Origin of the sequence: Methylobacterium gregans (genome assembly GCF_022179245.1) — a bacterium.
Classification (GTDB): Bacteria; Pseudomonadota; Alphaproteobacteria; order Rhizobiales; family Beijerinckiaceae; genus Methylobacterium; species Methylobacterium gregans.
The window spans coordinates 1-22889 of the sequence record NZ_BPQM01000001.1 but is presented as its reverse complement, the minus strand read 5'-3'; the positions used below and the strand labels follow the sequence as shown (position 1 = coordinate 22889).

18 protein-coding genes and 1 pseudogene are annotated in these 22889 nt (G+C 72.2%); 8 read left to right on the top strand and 11 right to left on the bottom strand.

Annotation, left to right across the window (positions count from 1 at the left end; genetic code table 11):
• The first annotated feature begins 514 nt into the window (after positions 1-514).
• Positions 515-1324: an endonuclease/exonuclease/phosphatase family protein gene (locus tag MFF54_RS00095; protein ID WP_238300304.1), complete on the top strand. Its 810-nt coding sequence runs from the start codon at positions 515-517 to the stop codon at positions 1322-1324.
• Here MFF54_RS00095 and MFF54_RS00090 read toward each other — a convergent pair.
• Positions 1215-2663 (bottom strand): phospholipase D-like domain-containing protein, encoded by a 1449-nt coding sequence (locus MFF54_RS00090; protein ID WP_238300302.1) that lies wholly within the window; start codon positions 2661-2663, stop codon positions 1215-1217. The two genes, MFF54_RS00095 and MFF54_RS00090, sit on opposite strands and share 110 nt — an antisense overlap.
• 104 nt (positions 2664-2767) lie before the next feature.
• Between MFF54_RS00090 and MFF54_RS00085 the strand changes: the two genes are divergently transcribed.
• Positions 2768-3748: a right-handed parallel beta-helix repeat-containing protein gene (locus MFF54_RS00085; RefSeq protein WP_238300300.1), complete on the top strand. Its 981-nt coding sequence runs from the start codon at positions 2768-2770 to the stop codon at positions 3746-3748.
• A 12-nt stretch (positions 3749-3760) separates the two neighbouring features.
• On the opposite strand, the gene MFF54_RS00080 is transcribed toward MFF54_RS00085, so the two are convergent.
• The 4 genes from MFF54_RS00080 to MFF54_RS00065 form a co-directional block, all read right to left on the bottom strand.
• Positions 3761-4255 (bottom strand): CAP domain-containing protein, encoded by a 495-nt coding sequence (locus MFF54_RS00080; RefSeq protein ID WP_370880128.1) that lies wholly within the window; start codon positions 4253-4255, stop codon positions 3761-3763.
• 293 nt (positions 4256-4548) lie between these two features.
• Complete coding sequence (locus MFF54_RS00075; RefSeq protein ID WP_238300297.1) at positions 4549-5619, bottom strand: HD-GYP domain-containing protein; 1071 nt, start codon at positions 5617-5619, stop codon at positions 4549-4551.
• Positions 5620-5752: 133 nt separating this feature from the next.
• Positions 5753-5980: a hypothetical protein gene (locus MFF54_RS00070; RefSeq protein ID WP_238300295.1), complete on the bottom strand. Its 228-nt coding sequence runs from the start codon at positions 5978-5980 to the stop codon at positions 5753-5755.
• Between the two features lie 270 nt (positions 5981-6250).
• Positions 6251-6943 (bottom strand): GntR family transcriptional regulator, encoded by a 693-nt coding sequence (locus MFF54_RS00065; protein WP_238300294.1) that lies wholly within the window; start codon positions 6941-6943, stop codon positions 6251-6253.
• Between the two features lie 287 nt (positions 6944-7230).
• Between MFF54_RS00065 and MFF54_RS00060 the strand changes: the two genes are divergently transcribed.
• The 4 genes from MFF54_RS00060 to MFF54_RS00045 all read left to right on the top strand — a co-directional run bounded on the left by MFF54_RS00060 (position 7231) and on the right by MFF54_RS00045 (position 14444).
• Entirely contained in the window at positions 7231-7884 is a 654-nt protein-coding gene (locus tag MFF54_RS00060) for a class II aldolase/adducin family protein (RefSeq protein ID WP_238300292.1), read from the top strand.
• 104 nt (positions 7885-7988) lie between these two features.
• Positions 7989-9728, top strand: coding sequence for an ABC transporter ATP-binding protein (locus MFF54_RS00055; protein WP_238300290.1), 1740 nt, complete (start codon positions 7989-7991; stop codon positions 9726-9728).
• 182 nt (positions 9729-9910) lie between these two features.
• Positions 9911-11740 carry a dihydroxy-acid dehydratase gene (ilvD, locus tag MFF54_RS00050; RefSeq protein WP_238300288.1) on the top strand — a complete coding sequence of 610 codons (1830 nt, stop codon included), beginning with the start codon at positions 9911-9913 and terminating at the stop codon, positions 11738-11740.
• 172 nt (positions 11741-11912) lie between these two features.
• Positions 11913-14444 (top strand): HWE histidine kinase domain-containing protein, encoded by a 2532-nt coding sequence (locus tag MFF54_RS00045; RefSeq protein WP_238300286.1) that lies wholly within the window; start codon positions 11913-11915, stop codon positions 14442-14444.
• 19 nt (positions 14445-14463) lie between these two features.
• Here the strand turns inward: MFF54_RS00045 and MFF54_RS00040 are convergent, their stop codons facing one another.
• From MFF54_RS00040 to MFF54_RS00020, 5 genes are read right to left on the bottom strand one after another with little or no spacing between them, the layout of a single operon-like run.
• Positions 14464-15387 (bottom strand): ABC transporter ATP-binding protein, encoded by a 924-nt coding sequence (locus MFF54_RS00040; protein ID WP_238300284.1) that lies wholly within the window; start codon positions 15385-15387, stop codon positions 14464-14466.
• Positions 15381-16445, bottom strand: coding sequence for an ABC transporter ATP-binding protein (locus MFF54_RS00035; RefSeq protein ID WP_238300282.1), 1065 nt, complete (start codon positions 16443-16445; stop codon positions 15381-15383). The genes MFF54_RS00040 and MFF54_RS00035 overlap by 7 nt, the downstream gene beginning before the upstream one ends.
• An 8-nt stretch (positions 16446-16453) precedes the next feature.
• Positions 16454-17368: an ABC transporter permease gene (locus MFF54_RS00030; RefSeq protein ID WP_238300280.1), complete on the bottom strand. Its 915-nt coding sequence runs from the start codon at positions 17366-17368 to the stop codon at positions 16454-16456.
• Positions 17365-18309 carry an ABC transporter permease gene (locus MFF54_RS00025; protein ID WP_238300279.1) on the bottom strand — a complete coding sequence of 315 codons (945 nt, stop codon included), beginning with the start codon at positions 18307-18309 and terminating at the stop codon, positions 17365-17367. Before MFF54_RS00025 ends, MFF54_RS00030 begins: the two co-directional genes overlap by 4 nt.
• Positions 18309-19823, bottom strand: a complete 1515-nt coding sequence (locus tag MFF54_RS00020; RefSeq protein WP_238300277.1) for an ABC transporter substrate-binding protein — start codon at positions 19821-19823, stop codon at positions 18309-18311. The genes MFF54_RS00025 and MFF54_RS00020 overlap by 1 nt, the downstream gene beginning before the upstream one ends.
• A 233-nt stretch (positions 19824-20056) precedes the next feature.
• Between MFF54_RS00020 and MFF54_RS00015 the strand changes: the two genes are divergently transcribed.
• The gene (locus MFF54_RS00015) at positions 20057-21676 is read left to right on the top strand and encodes a gamma-glutamyltransferase family protein (protein ID WP_238300275.1); all 1620 of its coding nucleotides are present in this window, start codon (positions 20057-20059) and stop codon (positions 21674-21676) included.
• Between the two features lie 224 nt (positions 21677-21900).
• The gene (locus MFF54_RS00010) at positions 21901-22611 is read left to right on the top strand and encodes a GntR family transcriptional regulator (protein ID WP_370880127.1); all 711 of its coding nucleotides are present in this window, start codon (positions 21901-21903) and stop codon (positions 22609-22611) included.
• A 4-nt stretch (positions 22612-22615) separates the two neighbouring features.
• On the opposite strand, the pseudogene MFF54_RS00005 reads toward MFF54_RS00010, so the two are convergent.
• Positions 22616-22889, bottom strand: a pseudogene (locus tag MFF54_RS00005) (nuclear transport factor 2 family protein); the annotation flags it as partial.

Genomic DNA, 22889 nt, shown 5'->3' with positions numbered 1-22889 from the left:
CTCTCCCCCGCAGAGGGAGTGAGACGCGGCGGACCTCGCACCGCATCTTAAGACAAAAGTCTTGACATATGAGAACATATCATGCACAGATCCGCCCACGCGCCGCCCCGGCACCGCGACGGGTTGCAGGACCCGCCGCGGCGCCGGGGCGGCGCGTGGGCGGATCTGTGCATGATATGTTCTCATATGTCAAGACTTTTGTCTTAAGATGCGGTGCGAGGTCCGCCGCGTCTCACTCCCTCTGCGGGGGAGAGTGCCGGACGCAGTGAGGCGGGAGAGGGGAGCGACGGCTCAGAACGGTCTCGCCCAGCATGAAGGCCGTGCCCCAGCTTGAAGCGTTCACCCGCCCCGGCCGGACGGCAGGCCCACCCTCCCCCGCAGAGGGGAGAGGGAGCGTACCGCGCGCGCACCACTGTTCGGCCGCGATTCACGCCTAGGCGCCCGGCATCGAACGGGTGGGGCCTTGCCGCGTTGTCACGCGCCCCGTCCGCGAAGAGGCCAGTTCGAACCCGGCATGCTCGATCCCGCGCCCCATCGGCCGCTCGGCCTCGGCTCCGTCGCCGGCGACCCGCTCGTGCGGGCCGACCGGGAGGCTTCCACCTACAAGATCGTGAGCTGGAACCTCCTGCGTCGCACCGGCGCGGCGGTCACCGACCTCGTCGCGCTGATCGAGCAGGAGCAGCCCGACCTGCTGCTGATGCAGGAGGCGACCCGCGGCATCGCGGCGCTGCGCGAGCGGGTCGGCGGGGTCTATGCCTGGGCGCAGCTGCCCGACCGCATCCACGGGCTCGCCATGTGGGCCCCCAGACCCTGGGCCAGGCCGCCGCTGGTGGTGCCGCTGCCGTCCGGCGCGATGTTCCACCGGGTCTCGCAGGTGCTGGATCTCGGCGATTTCACCGTGGCCAACGTCCACCTCTCCCACGGGCAGATGCTGAACCGGCGCCAGCTCCGTCGGGTGATGACGGCGCTGCCCGGGCGCGCCGCGGTGCTCGGCGACTACAACATCGTCGGCCCCGCGCTGATGCCGGGCTTTCGCGATGTCGGGCCCCGCAACCCGACCCACGCCATGGGCCGGATGGTGCCGCTGCGGCTCGACCGCTGCCTCGCCCGCGGCCTCGTCTGCGAGCAGCGCGCGGTGCTGCCGCGGGGCCCGTCGGACCACCGGCCGATCGTGGTTCACCTGCGCCCGGCGCCCGAGGCGCCGCCGCGCATCGTCAAAGGTATGGCAGCAGCAGTCGCACGGCTGCGTCGCGCAGGCGTACGGGCAGGTGGCGGGCGCGCAGGTCGTCCTCCGTCAGCCGCGTCTCCATCTTCGCCCGGATGAAGCGCTCGATCTCCTCCGCCATCCGCACGTCGTAGAGCTCGACGTTCAGCTCGAAGTTCAGGCGGAAGCTGCGCATGTCCCAGTTGGCGCTGCCGACGAAGCACCACGCCCCGTCGATCGTGAGCGCCTTCGAGTGATCGAAGGGCGGCTCGTCGAGCCAGATCCGCACCCCGCTCCTGAGGAGCGGCATCACGTGGGCGCGCGTCGCCCAGTCGACGAAGACGTGGTCCGAGCGGCGCGGGATCACCACGTCGACCGCGACGCCGCGCTCGGCCGCGAGCGCGAGGGCGGCCATCACCACCTCGTCCGGCAGGAAGTACGGGGTCACGATCGCCACGCGCTCACGGGCGCCGTTGAGCGCGTGCAGGATCACCGACTCGATCTTCATGATGTCGGCGTCCGGCCCTGAGGTCACCGCGCGCGCGACCGTGGGGCCTGCGGGCGCGAGGTCCGGGAACCACGGCGGCCCGTCGAGGATCTCGCCGTCCACGAAGGCCCAGTCGCTGGCGAAGGCTGCCATCAGTTGCTCGACCACCGGGCCCTCGATCCGGAAATGCGTGTCGCGGATCGGGTGGTCGGGCCTCGTGGCGAGGCGGTTCGGCTGCGAGATGTTGACCCCGCCCGTGAAGGCGATCCGCCCGTCGGCGATCAGCAGCTTCTTGTGGTTGCGCAGGTTCAGGAAGGGCATGCGCCAGGGCAGCGCCGAGTGCATGAACAGGCCCGCCGGCACCCCGGCCGCGTGCAGGCGCCGGTAGGCCTTCGCCCGAAAGTACCCGCCGCCGATCCCGTCGATGATCACCCGCACGTGCACGCCGCGCGCCCGCGCCTCACCGAGCGCCGCGCAGAAGAGGCGGCCGGTCGGGTCATCGCGAAAAATGTAGCTCGTGAGCACGAGGCAGGTGCGGGCTTGCGCGATCGCCGCCAGCATCGCCGGGTAGGCCTCGTCGCCGTTGCGAAAGAGCGCGACCCGGTTGCCGGCGAGCGCGGGCAGGCCGGTGATGCGCCGCACCGCCCGGTCGAGGGGCCAGAGGGTGTGGGGCACGGTCGCGTCCTCGGCACTCGGCGCCTCGAGCGCTTCCGAGGGCTTGGTGCCGAGCTTGCGGGCGCGGCGCGTCACCCGGTTGATGCCGAACATCAGGTAGAGCACCGAGCCGAAGATCGGCGACAGCCACGCGAGCCCGACCCAGGCCACCGCGACGCTGACCCGGCGCTTACGGAGCAGCGCGTGCAGCGTCACCGCGATGGCGAGGGCAGTGCCGATCGCCGCCAAGACGTCGGCCCGCAGGGCGGCGGAGGGCTGGAGCCAGCGGAACAGGATGTCTTCGAAGGAACTGAACACGGGAACTCGACCGAGCGCGGGCGGAAGCGGCCGCGAGCCGATATAGGCGCGCTTCCGGGCCACGGCGTCCCGAAAATGCCGGTCTCGCGCGGCAGAGGGGCGCCATGCCGTTCCTCGCCCCGCCGCCCCTGCCGCCCCCCGAGCCGCCGGCCCTCGTCCGGACCGCCGCCGCGCCCTGCGACGCCGCGACCCGCGCGCGGATCCTCGCCCCGGCGGCACCGGGCGCGGAGAGCGTGGCCCTCACCTGCAGCCTGCGGCTCGGCCCCGAGATCCACGTGACGAAGCGGATCGTGCTGGAGGGCGGGTCGGCCTCAGGGATCACCCTCGACTGCGCGGGCGCGACGCTGGGGCAGGCCGAGCCGCCGCCCGCCCCCGATGCCTTCGCGCTGGCGATCCGCTCGCGCCCGCTGCCCGGCGGCGGCTTCGAGCGCCCGTCGGGCATCACGGTGCGCGATTGCCGGATCCTCGGTCACGTCCGGATCTGGGGCATGGGGGTGAACGGGCAGGGCGCAGCGGTCCGCGACTCGTCGCGCGAGCCCGGCCATACCGAGCGGGCGCAGGCGGCGGCGCCGACCGAGGTCGCGATCCTCGGCACGACGATCACGGCGCTCGGGCACATCCCGCTCTATCTCGGCCCCGGCGTGACCCGGGTGATTCTGCAGGGCTCGCGGCTCGACGGCCGCTCGCGCTCGACCGCGCTCTATCTCGATGCCGAGAGCGCCGAGAACCGCATCACGGACAACGACATCGCGACCGAGACCGGGCGCGAGTTGGTGGCGGTCGACGGCTCGGCGCGCAACCGGATCACGGGCAACCGCTTCGCGCTGCGGGGGCAGGGGGGCGTGCGGCTCTACCGGAATTGCGGGGAGGGCGGCACGGTGCGCCACCAGACGCCCTCCGACAACGTGGTGACGGACAACGTCTTCCGGGGGCGGGGGCTGTTCGGATCGGCGCCGATCGTGGTCAATTCCCGCGGCGGCTGGCGGCTCTACTGCGGCGAGGACCGCGGCTACCCGTTCGGCAGCAGCGCCGACGACGGCGACAACGGCACCGGCAACGTGGTGGAGCCGAACCGGGTGGAGTAGGGGTCCAGCGCCTCAGTTGCCCGCCATCACCAGCGCCCAGTAGCGGCGGTAGCGCGTCTCGGGCGCGTCGACCCGGGCGATGCCGATGCGGCGGAGCTGCGGGATCAGCATGTTGGCGTTGTGCTGGGGCGAGGCCTTCCAGCGGGCGAGCACCTGATCGAAGGTCTCGGAGCCGGCGCTCAGGTTCTCGGCGGCGTGGGAGCGGGCGAGGCCCGCCGAGGCCATGCGCGAGGTGAAGGTGCCGCCCAGATCGTGGCTGAGCCGGCCCGCCCGGGCGTTGTTGCCGGCCTGGAAGGCGGCGGCCCGCGTCAGCCCGGAATCCACCACCACCGGCCCGAGCCCGTGCTGGGCGCGGTAGCGCGAGATCGCGGCGGCGGCCGCCGTCTCGTCGAGGATGACCGGCAGCGTCGGGGCGGAGACCTCCGGCAGGATCGCCGAGGTGCCGCAGGCGGCCAGAGCCAGCGGCAGGGCGAGCGCGGCGAGGCGGGCGAAGGGTCGGATCGGCACGGGGGCGGTCTGGGCTCGCGGATGGGTCGGCCTGCCTCCGCGGCGCCTGCGGCGAAACCGGGGCGGCGGCGCGCCCGCCCGGCGGATCGCCGGCCGGTGTGGCACGGGAGCCACGGGCGGTCATGGATTCCAAAGGTCGAGACCTTTGGCGGGTGCAGGGCAGAGCCCTGCACTTGCCCTCGGGACCCGGCTCTGCCGGGTCCCGAGGGCAATCTCGGCACTGCGCCCCCGGACCCTGCCCAAGGGTGTGACACCCTTAAGGATCCCTTGGGGATCCATTGGAAATCCCAGGACTACCCTGCGTGGGCGAGCGCCACGGGGCGGAAGGCGGCGAGCAGCGCCGGGTCGAGATGGCCGCGCTCGCCCGCCATCTGGGCCAGAGCCGCCAGGGGCTCGATCGGGGTGCGGTAGGCGCGCCGCTCGGTCAGCGCCGAGTACACGTCGCAGATCGCCACGAGGCGGGTGAGGTCCGAGATCGCCGCGCCGGCGAGCCCATCGGGGTATCCGGTCCCGTCCAGGCGCTCGTGGTGGTGGCGCACGGCCGCGATCACCGCGGGCTCGGTTCCGCCCTGCTCGGCCAGGAGATCGGCGCCGATCGCGGGGTGGCGCTGCATCAGGCGCCACTCCTCGGGGGTGAGGCGGCCGGGCTTGTTCAGGATCTCGGCGGGGATGCGCGACTTGCCGATGTCGTGCAGCAGCGCCGCGCGGGCGAAGCGGCGATGGTCGGCGTCCCCCAAGCCCAACACCGCACCGAAGGCGGCCGCGAAGCCCGCCACGCTCAGCGTGTGCTGGTAGACGCCCGCATCGTGCCGCCAGACCGTGTGCAGCCAGTCGCGGATGCCGACCTCGGCGACGGCATCGACCACGATCCCGGTGCCGCGCTCGATCTCGGCGCGCTCGATCCGCGCGCCGAGCGCCGCGCTGTCGAACAACTCGGCCACGAGCGCGGTCGCGGCGCCACTGCGGGCGAGGAGCGTCCGGGCGCGCGCCCGCTCCGCCTGCGCGGCACGCTCCAGCATCGCGAAGATGCCGGCCAGCACGGTCTCGCGCGGCGCGTCGGCCGGCAGGACCTGGGCGGTGGGGGGAGAGACGGTCGAAGAAGGCCCGGCGCCGTCGTGGGGCCGGCGCGCGAGGACGAGACGGGGCACGGCCCGGTCGAGGACGGCCTCGGCGGCGGCGAGGGCAGGCGCGTCGAGGTCGAGCACCGCGAGGCGCGGCCGGCCCGGCGGCAAGCCGTCACCGGTTTCCGCGGCCCTGCAGGCGGCGACGAGGCCGATCGCCCGCGCCAGAGCCCGGCGCTCGGCTGGGCGATCCGACAGGAGGAGGACGAAACCTTCGTCCGGGATCTGGGCGCCCAGTGCCACGTCAGCGCCCTCGGGTCGCGTGGATCAACGATTTGTTGACCCTACCACCAAAATGGTGAGCGAAACCTTGCGCGGACCACGCAGGGACAGCAATTCGCCCGCCGTGACGGGCGTTTCGCGCGATTCGGCGGCGTCAGGCGTAGCGGCCGGCCGGGGTGGCCGGGTAGCGGGCATGGACGTTGCGCACGTCGCGACGGTCGTTCCGGGGCGCCTCGAACAGGTCGGCCACCTTGACGACCAGCAGAATCTGGACGCCGACGACCAGCACGGCGAGAGCGGCGAGGATGAAGGGCAGGGCGAGGAACATGGGGTCGGACCAGAGGCTGGCGTGAGCGGCGATGTTGCGGCGCCGTAATCGCATGCCGCACTGCACGCTGGTATGCCAAAGTTGGCATGCCAAACATGCTCGGCATGCATGGATTATCCAAGATCCTTGCCATGGGTTAGGAAAAAGCCGGCCCCAGGCCGAGGCGAGGCGCGCAGGACGCATGACACGGCGCCGCGCTCGGGCCAGCGCGCCGCGCTGCAGCGAAGACGGCGCGAGCCGGCCTGCATCGGCGGCGCTCAGACCGTGCGACGCAAGCCGGATCGCGCGTGCGGGGGATCGACGCTCGGGCGGACGGCCGCCGGATCAGTCGAGATAATGGCCGTAGGTATCCACGTGCCGGGCGAGGCCCAGGCCGTGCTCGCGCACCAGCCGCTCGGCGAGTTCGGCCTCGCGGGCCTCCAGCGCCTTGATGATCGCCACGTGCTCCCGGATCGAGCTCTCGGCCCGCTCGCCCTGGCGGAGCGCCGTATTGCGGATGCCGCGGACGTGCATCAGCAAATTGCTCGACAGGCTCGCGATCGCCTCGCACTGGCCCAGCGAGATGATCTTCTGATGGAAACGGATGTTGGCGTCCGAGTACTCGTCGAGGTGCTCGGCGGGGCGGCCCTCGTAGAATTCCGGGAACTCGGTGCGCAGGGATTGCAGTTGCGCGTCGCTCGCCCGCTGGCAGGCGAGGCGGGCCGCCATGCTCTCCAGCGCCGCCCAGGCGTGGATCATGCCGACGATCTCGGCCTTGGTCTTCTTGATCACGAAGATGCCGCGGCGCGCCTCGGAGCGCACGAAGCCCTCCTGCTCCAGCACGGTCAGCGCCTCGCGCACCGGCGTGCGGCTGACGCCGAGGTCCTGCGAGAGCTTGCGCTCGTCGAGCCGCACCTCGTCGGGGCGCCCGTACAGGTCCATGTTCGTGATGGCGGATTTCAGCGCCTCGTAAGCCAACGTGCGCAGGCTTGAACTCGCGACGATCGGCTTGATGCTGAACTGGTCGCTATTGGACATCCCGAATCCAGATTTTGCCCGCTGCCGCGCCGCTGCGTGCCTCAAGACCTAGCCGAAAGCGCGGGCAACTCAAAGCCGCCCCGGCCGGGTGCCCACAACGACAGCATCTGCGGGCTGCGCATATTGGCATTTGGAATGCCAAATGTCGAAGGTTTCGTGCGGCGGCGGCCGGCTCTCATGGGGATCGCTGCGCAGCGTGCCGCGGGTAGCGCGCGGCGGCGCCCCTGGGCTAGACGGAAGCCGGCGCCCGCGCGGCGCCCGGTCTTCTCGTCTCGCGGGGAACGCGCATGGCGCGCCACGACGCCTTCCGGGTCCGGCAATCGATCGTGGAGGCCGCCCGCAGCCTCGACGCGCTCGGGCTCACCCAGGGCACCTCGGGCAACATCGCCCTGCGCTGGGAAGACGGGCTGCTGATCACGCCCTCGGGCCTGCCCTACGCCCGGATGAGCCCGGACGACATCGTGTTCATGCGCCTCGACGGCAGCTTCGAGCACCCCCTCAAGCCCTCCTCGGAATGGCGCTTCCACCGGGACATCCTGGCGCGCCGGCCCGAGGTGAACGCGGTGGTGCATGCCCATCCCGTCTACTGCACGGCCTTCGCCATGTGCCGGAGGGAGATCCCGGCGGTGCACTACATGATCGCGGCAGCGGGCGGTCCGACGGTGCGTTGCGCGCCCTACGCCACCTTCGGCACGGAGGAACTCTCCGCCCACGCGCTGGCGGCCCTGGAGGACCGGACCTGCTGCCTGCTCGCCAACCACGGCATGATCGCCACCGGGCCGGACCTCGAGAAGGCGCTCTGGCTCGCGGTGGAGTTGGAGACCCTCTGTCGGCAATACGCGGTGGCGCTGCAGGTCGGCACGCCGGTGGTGCTGCCGGACGACGAGATCGCCCGCAACGTCGAGAAATTCCGGAGCTACGGGCTGAAGGCGCAGGACTGAGGTCGCAGGGTTGAGGGGAGGCGCGGCGGCAGGAGCGCTGGGCAGCCGGGCCGTCCTTGCCTATCAGGGGGGCCGCCGCGTCCGCGCGTCCTCGCGAGTTCCCGATGCTGAAGGCCTTCCTCGCCTATTACCGGCCCCACCGGACCCTGTTCCTGGTCGATTTCGGCTGCGCCGTGCTCTCCGGCCTGCTCGAGCTCGGCTTTCCGATCGCCGTGAAGCTCTTCGTCGACCGGCTGCTGCCGCAGCAGGACTGGAGCCTGATCGTGCTGGCGGCCGCGGGTCTGGCGGCGCTCTACGTCGCCAATGCCGGCCTGATGGTGGTGGTGACCTACTGGGGCCACGTGCTCGGCATCAACATCGAGACCACGATGCGGGCGCGCGCCTTCGACCACCTGCAGAAGCTCTCCTTCCGCTTCTACGACGGGCAGAAGACCGGCCATCTGGTGGCCCGCGTGACGAAGGACCTGGAGGAGATCGGCGAGGTCGCGCATCACGGGCCGGAAGACCTGTTCATCGCCGTGATGACGCTGTTCGGCGCCTTCGGGTTGATGTTCTGGGTCCACCCGCCGCTCGCCCTGATGACGGCCGCGATCCTTCCGGTGATCGCCTTCGTGACGCTGCGCTACGGCGGACGCATGACCCGCAACTGGCAGGCCCAGTACGGGCGCGTCGGCGCCTTCAACGCGCGCATCGAGGAGAATGTCGGCGGCGTGCGCGTGGTGCGGGCGTTTGCCAACGAGGCGCACGAGCGCATGCTCTTCGCGGCGGACAACGCGCGCTACCGCGCCACCAAGCTCGAAGCCTACCGCATCATGGCGGCGAGCCTGTCGATCAACTACCTCGGCATGCGCCTCGTCCAGATCGTGGTGCTGTTAGGGGGCGCCGCCTTCGTGGTGCGCGGCGATCTCTCGGCGGGCGGGTTCATCGGCTTCCTGCTGCTCGTCGGCGTGTTCTACCGGCCGCTGGAGAAGATCGGCGCGGTGGTCGAGACCTACCCGAAGGGCATCGCGGGCTTCCGGCGCTACATGGCGCTGCTCGGCACGGAGCCCGACATCGCCGACCGGCCGGGGGCGGTGGCTGTCGGGCCGCTCGCCGGCGCGATCCGGTTCGAGGACGTCGCCTTCGGCTACAGCCCGGACCGGCCGGTGCTGCGGGGCCTGAACCTCGTGGTGGAGGCCGGCGAGACCGTGGCGCTCGTCGGCCCGTCGGGTGCGGGCAAGACCACGCTCTGCTCGCTGATCCCGCGCTTCTACGAGGTCGAGGCCGGCCGCATCACGATCGACGGGCACGACATCCGCGACCTGACGCTCGCCTCGCTGCGCGGCCAGATCGGCATCGTGCAGCAGGACGTGTTCCTGTTCGCCGGCACGATCCGGGAGAACATCGCGTACGGGCGGCTCGATGCCAGCGAGGCCGAGATCCTGGAGGCGGCCCGCCGCGCGCGGCTCGACACGCTGATCGCCGGGCTCCCCGAGGGGCTCGACACGGTGGTGGGCGAGCGCGGGGTGAAGCTGTCGGGCGGCCAGAAGCAGCGCATGGCGATCGCCCGGGTCTTCCTGAAGAACCCGCCGATCCTGATCCTCGACGAGGCGACCTCGGCGCTCGACACCGAGACCGAGCGGGAGATCCAGGCGGCGCTCACCGAGCTGTCGGCGGGGCGCACCAGCCTCGTCATCGCCCACCGCCTCGCGACCGTCCGGCACGCCGACCGCATCGTGGTGGTGACCGAGGGCGGCATCGTCGAGGAGGGGCGCCACGAGGCTCTGCTCGCCCGCGGCGGCTACTACCGCCGCCTCCACGCCGCCCAGTTCGCCGCCACCGGGCCGCTCTCGGCCGCGGAGTGACGTGCAGGGCGCCCTCCCTCCCGGGCTCTCCCTCCCCCCTCTGCGGGGGAGGGAGGACGCGCGGGTCCGATCGGCCGAAACGGACGAGGCCCGGCCACGCTGCATGGCCGCACCGATCCGAAGACGCTTGAACCGGGCCGCCCGAAGCCGGAGAAGGCCCGGAATTCCTCCAAGAGACGCCGATGCCCGCCTACCGCTCCCGCACCACCACCCACGGCCGCAACATGGCCGGCGCCCGCGGCCTCTGGCGCGCCACCGGCATGAAGGATTCCGATTTCGGCAAGCCGATCATCGCGGTGGTGAACTCCTTCACGCAGTTCGTGCCGGGCCACGTCCACCTGAAGGATCTGGGCCAGCTCGTCGCGCGCGAGATCGAGCAGGCGGGCGGCGTCGCCAAGGAGTTCAACACCATCGCGGTCGATGACGGCATCGCGATGGGCCACGACGGCATGCTCTACTCGCTCCCCTCCCGCGAGCTGATCGCCGACGCGGTCGAGTACATGGTCAACGCGCACTGCGCCGACGCGATGGTGTGCATCTCGAACTGCGACAAGATCACCCCCGGCATGCTGATGGCGGCTTTGCGCCTCAACATCCCGTGCGTGTTCGTCTCCGGCGGCCCGATGGAGGCCGGCAAGGTCGTGATGAACGGCATCACCCGGAAGTTCGACCTCGTGGACGCCATGGTGGCGGCGGCCGACGACCGGGTCTCGGACGCGGACGTGGCGACGATCGAGCGCTCGGCCTGCCCGACCTGCGGCTCGTGCTCGGGCATGTTCACGGCCAATTCCATGAACTGCCTCACCGAGGCCCTGGGGCTGGCGCTGCCCGGCAACGGCTCGGTGCTGGCGACGCATGCCGACCGCAAGCGCCTCTTCGTCGAGGCCGGCCACCTCGTGGTGGACCTTGCCCGCCGCTACTACGAGCAGGACGATGCCAGCGTGCTGCCCCGCGCGATCGCGAGTTTTTCCGCCTTCGAGAATGCGATGACCCTCGACATCGCCATGGGCGGCTCGACCAACACGGTGCTGCACCTCTTGGCCGCCGCCCACGAGGGCGAGGTGCCCTTCACGATGGCCGACATCGACCGGCTGTCCCGGCGCGTGCCGGTGCTCTGCAAGGTCGCCCCGGCGGTGGCCAACGTCCACATGGAGGACGTCCACCGGGCCGGCGGCATCATGGGCATCCTGGGCGAGCTCGACCGGGCGGGGCTGATCGACACCCGCGCCGGCAACGTCGCGGCAGGCACGCTGGGCGAGGCCCTGGCGCGCTGGGACGTGCGGCAGAGCGCGAGCCCCGCGGTCCACGACTTCTACCGCGCGGCGCCCGGCGGCGTGCCGACCCAGGTCGCCTTCAGCCAGGCGGCGCGCTGGGACGAACTCGACACGGACCGCGAAGGGGGCGTGATCCGCGACGCCGCGCACGCCTACTCGCGCGACGGCGGCTTGGCTGTGCTGTTCGGCAACCTCGCGGAGGACGGCTGCATCGTGAAGACGGCGGGCGTCGACGCCTCGATCCTCAGCTTCACCGGCACCGCCCATGTCTTCGAGAGCCAGGACGCGGCGGTCGACGGCATCCTCAACGGCCGGGTCAAGGCCGGCGAGGTGGTGCTGATCCGCTACGAGGGCCCGCGCGGCGGCCCCGGCATGCAGGAGATGCTCTATCCCACGAGCTACCTGAAATCGAAGGGCCTCGGCAAAGCCTGCGCGCTGGTCACCGACGGGCGCTTCTCGGGCGGCTCCTCGGGCCTGTCGATCGGCCACGTCTCGCCGGAAGCCGCCGAGGGCGGCCTGATCGGCCTCGTCGAGCAGGGCGATCCGATCGAGATCGACATCCCGAACCGGCGCATCCACCTCGCGGTCGATCCGGCCGAGCTGGAGCGGCGGCGGGCCGCGCAGGAGGCCCGGGGCTGGCAGCCGGCGGCACCCCGCAAGCGCAAGGTCAGCACCGCGCTCCGGGCCTACGCGGCGCTCACCACCAGCGCCGCCAAGGGCGCCGTGCGGAAGATCTGAGCGGGCCTCGCGGCCCGCACCGCCTCGACATCGCCTCGACCGCCCCGGCTCGTGCTCCGGACCCGGCCGTCCGGCAGGGCCCTCACACGGTCCCGCCCGCGCGCGGGCACGCGTCCCCGCGCGCGGCGATGCGGCCACTAGGAACCGGCGCGGGTCCGCGCTTAATCAGAGCATGCGCACGCATCCCGCCATCGACCTGACCTCGTGCGACCGCGAGCCGATCCATATCCTGGGCGCGGTCCAGGCCTTCGGCTTCCTGCTGGCCGTCTCGCCCGACTGGATCGTCACCCGCGCCAGCGCCAACGCGCCGGACTGGCTGGGGCGTCCCGTCGCGGACCTGCTCGGCCTGCCCCTCGACGCCGTCCTCGACGGCGAGGCCATCCACCTGCTGCGCGGCCACCTGCAGACCCTGCGCGGCCCCGACGCCGTGGACCGCGTCTTCGCCGTGCGCCTCCTCCCCGATCGGCCGCCCTTCGACGTGGCGCTGCACCTCTCGGGCAGCGCCATCGTGATCGAGGCCGAGCCCAGCGCGCCCGAGCACCTCAACGCGGGCAACCTCGTGCGCAACATGGTCACCCGGCTGCAGCAGACGGTCGATTTCGACCCGCTCTGCCGCGAGGCCGCCCGCCAGATGCGCGCGCTCACGGGCTTCGACCGGGTGATGGTCTACCGCTTCTCGCCCGACGATTCGGGCGAGGTCATCGCCGAGGCCGTGCGCTCGGGCCTCGACCGCTATCTCGGCCTGCACTACCCGGCCTCCGACATCCCGAAGCAGGCGCGCGCGCTCTACGAGCGCAACTGGCTGCGCATCATCGCCGACGTGAACGCGGCAGGCAGCGCCGTCCTGCCGGCGCGCGACCCCGCGGGCGAGCCCCTCGACCTCTCGCTCTCGACCCTGCGCACGGTCTCGCCCATCCACCTCGAATACCTGCGCAACATGGGCGTCTCCGCCTCGCTCTCGGTCTCGATCCTGCGCAACGGCCGGCTCTGGGGCCTGTTCGCCTGCCACCACACCGAGCCGCGCCACATCTCCCTGGAGCGGCGCACCGCCGCCGAGCTGTTCGGGCAGATGTTCTCCTGGATCCTGGAGAGCCGCGAGCGCGAGGTCGTGGCCGCCCAGGAGGCGCGCTCGCGCGAGATCCACACGCGCCTGATGAGCGCCATGGCGTCGGGCGGTACGAGCCTCGAGGGCCTGGCCGACTTCGCCGACGAGCTCTCCGGCATCGTACCTTGTGACGGGCTCGGCCTCTGGGTGAACGGCACGATCACTCTGCAGGGCGCCACGCCGACGCGGGAGGAGTTCACCGGCCTCGTGCGCTTCCTGAACCGCACCGCGGCGAGCCGTGCCTACGCCACCGACGAGATCGGCCGCTTCCACGAGCCGGGCCGCGACTTCACCGAGCGGGCGGCCGGCATGCTCGCCGTGCCGGTCTCGCGCACCCCGCGCGACTTCCTCGTCTTCTTCCGCTCCGAGGTGGCGCGCGCAGTGACCTGGGCCGGCAACCCGGAGAAGCCCGCGATTCCCGGGCCGAACGGCGTGCGGCTCACCCCGCGCAAGAGCTTCGAGGCCTGGCGCGAGGTGGTGCGGGGGCGCTCGCTGCCCTGGTCCGAGGTCGAGATCCGCACCGCCGAGGCCCTGCGCGTCACCCTCCTGGAGGTGATCCTGCGGCTGACCGACTCGGCCGAGCGCGTGCGCCGGGAGTCGCAGGAGCGGCAGGAACTCCTCATCGCCGAGCTGAACCACCGGGTCCGCAACATCCTCAACCTGATCCGCGGCGTGATCACCCAGAGCCGCGCCCACGCGGAGAGCGCCGAGGCCTTCATCGAGGTTGTGGGCTCCCGCATCCAGGCGCTCGCCCGCGCGCACGATCAGGTCACCAGCGGCAACTGGGGCCCGGGCTCGCTCCGCGACCTCATCCAGCTGGAAGCCGGCGCGTATCTCGGCGCCCGGGCCGACCGGGTGCGGCTCTCCGGCACCGACGTGCTGCTGGAGCCGCAGGCCTTCACGACGCTGGCGCTCGTCGTGCACGAGCTCATGACCAACTCGGCCAAGTACGGTGCGCTGCGCGACAGCGCCGGCCTCGTCGCGGTGTCCTGGGAGCGGGACGCCCTCGACCACCTCGTCCTGCACTGGTGCGAGAGCGGCGGCCCGGCGGTCCAGACCCCGACGCGGCGCGGCTTCGGCACCGCGCTGATCGAGCGCTCCATCCCGTACGAGCTCAAGGGCGAGGCGGAGGTGCGCTACGAGCTCACCGGCCTGCGGGCGCGCTTCACGGTGCCGCCGGCCTTCGTGCGCGCCGCGCCCCCGCGCCCGGAGCGGCCGGTCGCCCCCAAGCCCGCCACGCCCCTGCGGCTCGAGGGCACGGTGCTGGTCGTCGAGGACAACATGATCATCGCGCTGGAGGCCGAGGAGGTGCTCACCGCGCTCGGCGCCGGCGCGGTCGACATGGCCGCCTCGGTCCGCGAAGCGCTCCGGCTGATCGAGGCCGCGCCCCCCGACCGGGCGCTCCTCGACGTGAACCTCGGCAGCGAGACCAGCGTGGCCGTCGCCCGCAGGCTCACCGAGCTCGGCATCCCCTACGCCTTCGCGACCGGCTACGGCGAGAGCTTCCGGATCCCGCCCGATCTCGGCACCGTGCCGGTGATCAAGAAGCCCTACGATGCAGAGGCCCTGCGGCAGGCATTCGGGAGCACGTCCGCCTGATCCTGGCCCCGCCCGAGCCTCAGCCGTCCGCGACCCAGTGGCCGGGCGCGACGGCGACGAGGTCGCCGGGCCGCCCCTCGCCGAAGGACTCCGCCCCGGCGACCGCGAGGCGGGCCCGCTCGGCGACCGGATCGGGCAGGGGGACGGCGGAGAGCAGGCGCCGGGTGTAGGGGTGGCGCGGGTCCTCGTAGAGCTGGTCGCTGTCGGCGAGTTCCACGATGCGCCCGCGCCAGAGCACCGCGACCCGGTGGCAGAGGTAGCGCACCATGCGCAGGTCGTGGGAGATGAACAGGTAGGAGAGGCCGAGCTCCTCCTGCAGGTCCTGCAGCAGGTTGACCACCTGCGCCTGGATCGAGACGTCGAGCGCCGCGATCGGCTCGTCGGCCACGATGAAGCTGGGCTTCAGGGCGATTGCCCGGGCGATGCAGATGCGCTGGCGCTGGCCGCCCGAGAACTGGTGCGGGTAGCGGCCCATGAAGCGCGGATCGAGCCCGACACGCTCGAACAGGCCGGCCACCGCCGCGCGGCGCTCCCCCCGCCCCATCGCCGGCCGGTGCAGCCGGAAGACCTCCGCGACGTAGTCGCCCGCGCTCATGCGCGGGTTCAGGGCGGCGTAGGGATCCTGGAACACGGTCTGGATGCGCGCGCGCATCCGGCGCATCTCGCGGGCGCCGAGCCCCGCCAGATCCGTGCCCTCGAAGGCGACCGTGCCGGAGGTCGGCGGGTTCAGCATGGTCACGGCCCGGCCGATGGTCGACTTGCCGGACCCCGACTCGCCGACGAGCCCGAGGGTCTCGCCGGGGCGGATCTCGAAGCTGACATCCTCGACGGCGCGGAAGACGGAGGCCTTTCCGCCCCACCACGCGCGCAGGGGGTAGTGCTTCGAGAGGTTGCGGACCGAGAGGATCGGGGCCGCCGGAGCGGGGGCGGTGCTCATCAGCATGGGCGTAGCCCCTCTCGCGCACCCGGCCGCTCGCCGGCGATGAGCGCCGGCAGGTCGTACCAGGCGGCCACGAGGTGGCCCGGCGCGGCGCCGGGCGCCTGGGCGAGGGGCGGCATCTCGGCGCGGCAGCGGGGCGTCGCGTAGGCGTTGCGGGGCGCGAAGGGATCGCCCGGCGGCGGGTGGCGCATGTCGGGCGGGCTGCCCTCGATCTGGTGCAGGCGCTGCCGTCCCGCCCGGCCGCGGCCGAGGTCCGGCAAGGAGCGCAGAAGCCCCAGCGTGTAGGCGTTGCGCGGGTCGGCGAAGATGGCGTCCACCGGGCCGCGCTCCAGGATGCGGCCGGCATACATCACCTGCACGGTGTCGCTGATGCCCGCCACCACGCCGAGATCGTGGGTGATCCAGATGATCGCCATGCCGAGCTCGCGCTTCAGCTCCTGGACGAGCGCGACGATCTCGGCCTGCACCGTCACGTCGAGCGCCGTGGTCGCCTCGTCGGCGATCAGGAGCTTCGGCCGGCAGGCGAGGCCGATCGCGATCATCACGCGCTGGCGCTGGCCGCCGGAGAACTCGTGCGGGTACTGGTCGAGGCGGGCCGCGGCGTTCGGGATGCGCACGAGGTCGAGGAGCTCGCGCGCCCTGGCGCGCGCCGCGCGGGCGGAGAGGCCCAGATGGATGCGCAGGGGCTCGACGATCTGCTGGGCCACCGTCATGCCGGGATTGAGCGAGCTCATCGGGTCCTGGAAGACGAAGCCGATCCGGCCGCCGCGGATCCGGCGCAGGCGCCGCTCGGGCAGGGCGAGCAGGTCCTCGCCCTCGAACAGCACCTGCCCGCCCGCGATCCGGCCCGGCGGGCGCGGGATCAGCCCCAGCATGGCGAGAACGTGCACGCTCTTGCCGGAGCCCGACTCGCCGACGATGCCGAGCGTCTCGCCCTCGCGGAGCGTGTAGGAGACGCCGTTGACGGCGTGGACCGCGCCGCCCTCCGCGTCGAAGACCACGCGCAGGTCCCGCACGTCGAGGAGGGGGGCGCCCGGAGCCTCGGCGATATCCGTGCTCATGTCCGCGCTCATGTCCGCTGCCTCGGGTCGAGGGCGTCGCGCAGGCCGTCGCCCAGCAGGTTGAAGGCCAGCACCGCGAGGAAGATCGACAGGCCCGGCCAGATCGCCATCCAGGGCGCCTGGTCCATGAAGTTCTTGGCGACGGTGAGCATGGCCCCCCAGGAGGGCTCGGGCGGCTGCTGGCCGAGGCCCAGGAAGGAGAGGCTGGCCTCGGCGATGATCGCCGCCGCGATGGTCAGCGTCGCCTGGACGAGGATCGCCGGCACGATGTTGGGCAGGATGTGCACCAGGGCGATCCGCCAGGGCGGGTTGCCGACGGAGCGGGCCGCCTCCACGAACTCCTCGGCTGCCACCGCCCGCACCTGGGCGCGGGTCAGGCGCACGAAGGTCGAGGTGGCCGAGAGCCCGATCGCCAGCATGGCGTTGGTGAGGCTCGGGCCCAGGAAGGCGGCCAGCGCGATCGCCAGGATCAGGAAGGGGATCGCGAGCAGCGCGTCGGTGAGCCGCATGATCAGGGCGTCGATCCAGCCGCCCGCGTAGCCCGCCAGAAGCCCGATCGGCAGCCCGAGGGCGACGGCGAGCCCGACCGAGACGAGGCCCGCCCCGAGGGAGGCGCGCGCCCCGTGGATGATGCGCGAGAGCACGTCCCGACCGACCTCGTCGCCGCCGAACGGGTGGGCGAGGCTCGGCGCGGCCCGCACCGCGCCCCAGTCGGTGGCGGTCGGGTCGTAGGGGGCGACGATGTCGGCGAACGCCGCCACGCCCACGAGCAGGACCACGATGGCGAGGCCGAGCACGGCGCTCGGCCGCGCGCGCAGGCGCCGCCAGAAGGAAGCGAGGGAGCCGGGCTCGCGCACGAGCGCGGGCTGGCCCGCGGGCGCGGCGAGGCCGGGGGCCTCGGCGAGAGGGGTGCCGGTACTCATGCCCGGCGCAGCTTCGGGTTGACCACGGCCGAGAGCACGTCCGCGGCGAGGTTGAGGGCGATGTAGGTGGCGGCGGTGCAGATCACGACGCCCTGCACGGTGGCGAAATCCCGGTTGAACACGGCGTCCACCATCAGCTTGCCGAAGCCCGGCACGGAGAAGACCTGCTCGGTGAGCACCGCCCCCGAGAGCAGCTGCCCGAATTCCAGGGCGCCGAGCGTGATGATCGGGATCGCGGCGTTGGGCAGCGCGTGGCGCAGCACCAGCCGCAGGGGCGAGACGCCCTTGGCCCGGGCGGTGCGCACGTAGTCGGAGCCGAGCACGCCCAGCATCGCCGCGCGGGTGTGGCGCATCATCACCGCCGCGATGGCGTTGCCGAGCACGAAGGCCGGCATCGCCATGGATCTGAGATTCTCGACGAGATTCTCGCCCGGCGGCACGTAGCCCGAGGCCGGCAGCCAGCCGAGATGGACCGAGAACAGCAGGATGAGGAGGATGCCGAGCCAGAAGTTCGGCACCGACAGGCCCCAGAGCGCGACGCCGTTGGCGGCGGCGTCCATCCAGGTGCCGCGCTTCACCGCCGAGAGGATGCCCATCGGCACCCCGATCACCAGCGCCACCAGCATGGCGAGGCAGGCGAGTTCGAGGGTGACCGGCAGCTTCTCCAGCACCAACTCGGAGACCGGCTTCTGCAGGCGCACCGACTCGCCGAGATCGCCCTGGAGCACGCCGGACGCCCAGTAGGCGTAGCGCACCGGCAGGGGCTCATCGAGATGGTACTTCTGCCGGATGAAGGCCACGACCTCGGGATCGCGCTCCTCGCCCGTGAGCGCGGTCGCGACGTCGCCCGGCAGCAATTGCTGCAGAGCGAAGATGATCATCGAGGCGAGGACGAGGGTCGGGACGGCGAGCGCGAGGCGGTGGGCGATGAAGCGCAGCATCAGTTCAGCGTCAGCCCGGTGAAGCGGGCGAGCCCGTCCGGATAGGGCACGAAGCCGGTGAGCTTCGGGCTGTAGGCCCAGAGCAGCTTGCGGTGCATCAGGTAGACGCCCGGCCGGTCGGTGAGGACCTTGTCGGCGAGCGCCTTCCAGGCGGCCTTGCGCTTCTCCGGATCGACCGAGCCGCGCTCGGCCTGGAGCGCGGCGTCGGCGCCCTCGCTGCAGTAGCGCGGGTAGTTCAGGGGCGCCTTGCAGGAGAGGAAGCTGAAGGTGTTGCCGTCCGGGTCCGGCCGGCCGCTCCAGTTGTAGAGGTAGGCCTCGTAATTGCCCTTGTCGGCGAGATCGAGGGCGGTGGTGAAGTCGGTGGCCTGGAGCTTCACGTCGAATCCCGCCTCGCGGGTCATCGCCTGGATCACCTGGCCGACCTGCGGGGCCTCGCTGTTGGCGTAGACCATCAGGGTGATCTGGGGCTTGGGCTGGCCCGCCTCGGCGAGCAGCGCCTTGGCCTTGGCCACGTCGCGCTTCGGGATCGGGTGATCCTTCACGTAGTCCGGGTGCTTCGGCGAGACCCACTGGTTGCCGGGCAGGAACTCGCCGTTGAACACCACCTGGCTGATCGCCGCGCGGTCGATGGCGAGCTCGAAGGCGGCGCGCACGCGCGGGTCCGCGATCGGGGATCCGGCCTTGGCCGTGTTGAACAGGACGGACTGGAAGCCGAGCTCGTAGGTCGAGGCGAGCTTGAGCTTGGCATCGCGCGCCACCTGCGGCGCGTCGGTCGGGGCGAGGCGTTCGAGCAAGTCGAGCTGGCCGGCGCGCAGGTTGGTCAGCCGCACCGTGGTGTCGGGGATCGGCCGGAACTCGATCCGCTGGATGTGGATCTGGTCCTTGTTCCAGTAATCGGGAAAGCGCTCGACCACGATGCGGTCCTGCGGCACCCGCTCGACGAATTTGAACGGGCCGGCGCAGACGGGCCCGCTCGCGAACTTGTCGCCGAGCCGCTCGGCGGCCTTCGGCGAGACCAGCATGCCGGCGCGGTCGGTGAACTGGGCCATCAAGGGCGCGAAGGGCTGCTTCAGGTTGATCCGGAAGGTCAGGTCGTCGACCACGTCGACGGAGTCGATCGGGGCGATCTCGCCGCGGCGCTGGGAGCCCGGCAGCTTCAGGTGGCGCTCGATCGAGAACTTGGCCGCCGCCGCGTTCACGGGCTCGCCGTCGTGGAATCTCACCCCCGGGCGGAGCGTCATGGTGAGGGTCTTCTCGTCCGCCGAGAGCTCCCACTTGGTGGCGAGCTGGGGCACCGGCTTCAGGTCGGGGCCGATATCGACGAGCTTGTCGCAGAGCGCGGCGAAGACCATGCGGCTCGCGAAGGTGCGGGCGAGCGTCGGGTCGAGGGCGTCGGGATCCTCCATCATGCCGTAGCGCAGGGTCGGTCCCGATGTCTGGGCGGCGAGGGGCCGGGTGAGCAGCGGTGTGAGCGCGAGCCCGGATGCGAGGCAGGCGGCGGCAAGACGCAACATCTGGTTGTCCCGATCATCCCGTTGGGCGTGCAGGTCGTGCCGGGAGGGTCCGGCCTGGCGGCCGGCGCGTCAAGGCCGCGCTGGGCGACCCTGTGGCACACGGTGTTCCAAGCAGCTTCCATGCCAGGGCGGCACAACTTGTGCGGCCGGACCGATCGGCGCAACAGGGCTTCGGACCCGGAATCGCCCGACCGCTCCGCGACGCCGCGCGGGGCCGCAACCCAGGACCCGTCATGAAGCCGTTCGTCTGGAACCAGGGCTACCCGTCGCTGCGCATGCCGATCTTCGGCCGCAACGTGGTGGCGACCTCGCACGCGCTGGCCGCCCAGGCCGGGCTCAAGATGATCTGGCGCGGCGGCAACGCGGTCGACGCGGCGATCGCGGCCGCCGCCGCCAAGACGATCACCGAGCCCTGCAGCAACGGCCTCGGCTCGGACGCCTTCTGCATCCTGTGGGACGGGGAGCAGCTCCACGGGCTCAACGCCTCGGGCGGCGCGCCGGCCGCCTGGACGCCCGCCTACTTCCGCCGCAAGTACGGGGAGGCGGCCCGCCCGCCGATGCGCGGCTGGGATTCGGTGACGGTGCCGGGCGCGGTCGCGGCCTGGGTGGCGCTCCACGAGCGCTTCGGCCGCCTGCCCTTCGGCGACCTGATGGAGCCGGCGATCGAGATCGCCGAGCGCGGCTATCTGGCGCCGATCGTGGTGCAGCAGAAATGGGCGGCGGCCGCACGCGTCGCCGACCTCGCCGGCCAGCCCGGCTTCGCCGAGGTCTTCCTGCCGCACGGCCGCGCCCCGGAGGTCGGCGAGCGGGTGCGCCTGCCGGGCATCGCCCGCACGCTGCGGGCCGTCGCCGAGACGAAGGGACGGGCCTTCTACGAGGGCGAGATCGCGCAGGCGATGGCGCGCCACGCGGCCGCGCACGGGGGCGCCATGACGGTGGCGGATCTGGCCGCCTTCCGCCCCGAATGGGTCACGCCCACCGGCAAGGATTATCGCGGCTACACCCTCCACGAGATCCCGCCGAACGGGCAGGGCATCGCCGCGCAGATCGCGCTCGGCATCCTCGAGGACTTCGATCTCGCGAGCCTGCCGCCCGACGGGCCCGAGAGCCAGCACCTGCAGATCGAGGCGATGAAGCTCGCCTTCGCCGACACCTACCGCTACGTCGCCGACCCCTCGGGCATGACGGTGACGCCCGAGGCGATGCTGGACCCGGCCTACCTGAAGGCGCGGGGCCGGCTCATCGACCGGGCGCGCGCGCAGGATTTCGGGCCCGGCAACCCGGCCTCCGGCGGCACGATCTACCTCACCACCGCCGATTCGTCGGGCATGATGGTGAGCTTCATCCAGTCGAACTTCATGGGCTTCGGCTCAGGGGTGGTGGTGCCCGAATGGGGCCTCTCCCTGCAGAACCGCGGCCACGGCTTCCACCTCGATGCAGGCAGCCCGAACGTGGTGGCGCCGGGCAAGCGCCCCTTCCACACCATCATCCCGGGCTTCCTGACGAAGGACGGCGCCCCCGTGATGAGCTTCGGCGTGATGGGCGGCAACATGCAGCCGCAGGGCCATGTGCAGACGCTGGTGCGGATGCTCGACCACCACCAGAACCCGCAAGCCGCCTGCGACGCGCCGCGCTGGCGGGTCAACGAGGGGCTCAGCATCAACACCGAGTCCACGATGCCGGCCGAGACGGTGCGGGCGCTCAGCGAGCGCGGCCACCAGGTCGAGGTGATCAACGACAGCTACCAGGATTTCGGCGCCGGCCAGTTCATCTGGCGCATGGGCGATCCGAGCGAGGACGGCTACGTCGCGGCAAGCGACCCGCGGCGCGACGGGCAGGCGGTGGTCTGCTGACGGTCGTCCGCTGACGGTCTTGCTCCACGCAGCCGGCCGCGGCTGGTCCCGCGGCGGCGGTCGTCGTATGGGCCGGGCGCGGCCGTTCCCGCCGCCCGGGCGATGAAGCCGCCCGGGATCGGGGGAGCCGATCCCGGCACCGTCCATGCATCCGATCCCGTATCCGAACCCAACGCCGACCGGCCCAGCGTGGAGCGTCCCGTGCCGCGGAAATCCCGAGCGCGATGAGTCAGGCGATGCGTGAGGCGGGGAAGGCCGGGAGCGATCGCGTCGGCGCGATCTGCCGCTCCCTGCGCCGGGCCATCGTCGAGCGGGCGCTGGCGCCCGGCGACCGCCTGCCGGAGGACGCGCTCGGCGAGCGCTTCGGCGTCAGCCGCACCATCGCGCGTCAGGCGCTCGGCCAGCTCGCGGGCGAGGGCCTGGTGGAGCTGCGCCGCAACCGCATCGCGGTCGTGGCGAGCCCGAGCTGGGAGGAGGCGCGCGACACCTTCGACGTGCGCATCAGCCTGGAGCGCCTCGTCGTCCGGCGGCTCGCGGGCCGGCTCGGCGAGGCGCAGCGGGCGGCCCTGGAGGCGCATATCGCGGGCGAGGCGCGGGCGAGCGGCGGCCCGGAGGCCGGCTCGATCCGGCTCGCCACCGAGTTTCACCTCCTGCTCGCCGAGATGACGGGCAGCCCGGTGCTCACCCGCTACGTGGCCGAGCTCGGCTACCGCTGCGCCCTGATCCTCTCGCTCTACAGCCGGCCGCACTCCTCCGACTGCGCGGTGAGCGAGCACCGGGAGATCGTGGCGGCGCTCGTCGCGGGCGACGCCGAGCGGGCGGTCGCCCTGATGGACCACCATCTCGACGCCGTGGCCGAGCGGGCCCGCATCGTCTCCGAGCCCCGGCGCGAGCGCGACCTGATCCGCCTGCTCGCTCCTTACGTCGAGGGCTGAGGCGTCAGGCCGCCGCGCCCTGCCGGTCGAGCAGGCGCTCGGCGCTGTCGTTCCAGACCTCCATGGAGACGATCAGCCCGTCCCGCACGGTGAAGCGGTCGACGTAGCGGTTGCCCTCGAAGGCTGCCCCGTCCGGCCACGCGCCGTAGAGCGTGCCAAGGCTGTAGACCGTGGTGGTCCCATCGCCCGGCACAACGTCGAGGCGCTCCATGCGCTTCTTCACCCAGGCGTAGCGGCCCGCGTTGAAGGCGGTGACCTCGCGCGGGTGCCGGAACACG

Bases quoted from the DNA above. Each gene is read 5' to 3' on its own strand.
- MFF54_RS00095 (WP_238300304.1), top strand. From the start codon at position 515: ATGCTCGATCCCGCGCCCCATCGGCCGCTCGGCCTCGGCTCCGTCGCC.
- MFF54_RS00085 (WP_238300300.1), top strand. From the start codon at position 2,768: ATGCCGTTCCTCGCCCCGCCGCCCCTGCCGCCCCCCGAGCCGCCGGCC.
- MFF54_RS00070 (WP_238300295.1), bottom strand. From the start codon at position 5,980: ATGCGATTACGGCGCCGCAACATCGCCGCTCACGCCAGCCTCTGGTCC.
- MFF54_RS00065 (WP_238300294.1), bottom strand. From the start codon at position 6,943: ATGTCCAATAGCGACCAGTTCAGCATCAAGCCGATCGTCGCGAGTTCA.
- MFF54_RS00060 (WP_238300292.1), top strand. From the start codon at position 7,231: ATGGCGCGCCACGACGCCTTCCGGGTCCGGCAATCGATCGTGGAGGCC.
- MFF54_RS00055 (WP_238300290.1), top strand. From the start codon at position 7,989: ATGCTGAAGGCCTTCCTCGCCTATTACCGGCCCCACCGGACCCTGTTC.
- ilvD (WP_238300288.1), top strand. From the start codon at position 9,911: ATGCCCGCCTACCGCTCCCGCACCACCACCCACGGCCGCAACATGGCC.
- MFF54_RS00045 (WP_238300286.1), top strand. From the start codon at position 11,913: ATGCGCACGCATCCCGCCATCGACCTGACCTCGTGCGACCGCGAGCCG.
- MFF54_RS00040 (WP_238300284.1), bottom strand. From the start codon at position 15,387: ATGCTGATGAGCACCGCCCCCGCTCCGGCGGCCCCGATCCTCTCGGTC.
- MFF54_RS00035 (WP_238300282.1), bottom strand. From the start codon at position 16,445: ATGAGCACGGATATCGCCGAGGCTCCGGGCGCCCCCCTCCTCGACGTG.
- MFF54_RS00030 (WP_238300280.1), bottom strand. From the start codon at position 17,368: ATGAGTACCGGCACCCCTCTCGCCGAGGCCCCCGGCCTCGCCGCGCCC.
- MFF54_RS00025 (WP_238300279.1), bottom strand. From the start codon at position 18,309: ATGCTGCGCTTCATCGCCCACCGCCTCGCGCTCGCCGTCCCGACCCTC.
- MFF54_RS00020 (WP_238300277.1), bottom strand. From the start codon at position 19,823: ATGTTGCGTCTTGCCGCCGCCTGCCTCGCATCCGGGCTCGCGCTCACA.
- MFF54_RS00015 (WP_238300275.1), top strand. From the start codon at position 20,057: ATGAAGCCGTTCGTCTGGAACCAGGGCTACCCGTCGCTGCGCATGCCG.
- MFF54_RS00010 (WP_370880127.1), top strand. From the start codon at position 21,901: ATGAGTCAGGCGATGCGTGAGGCGGGGAAGGCCGGGAGCGATCGCGTC.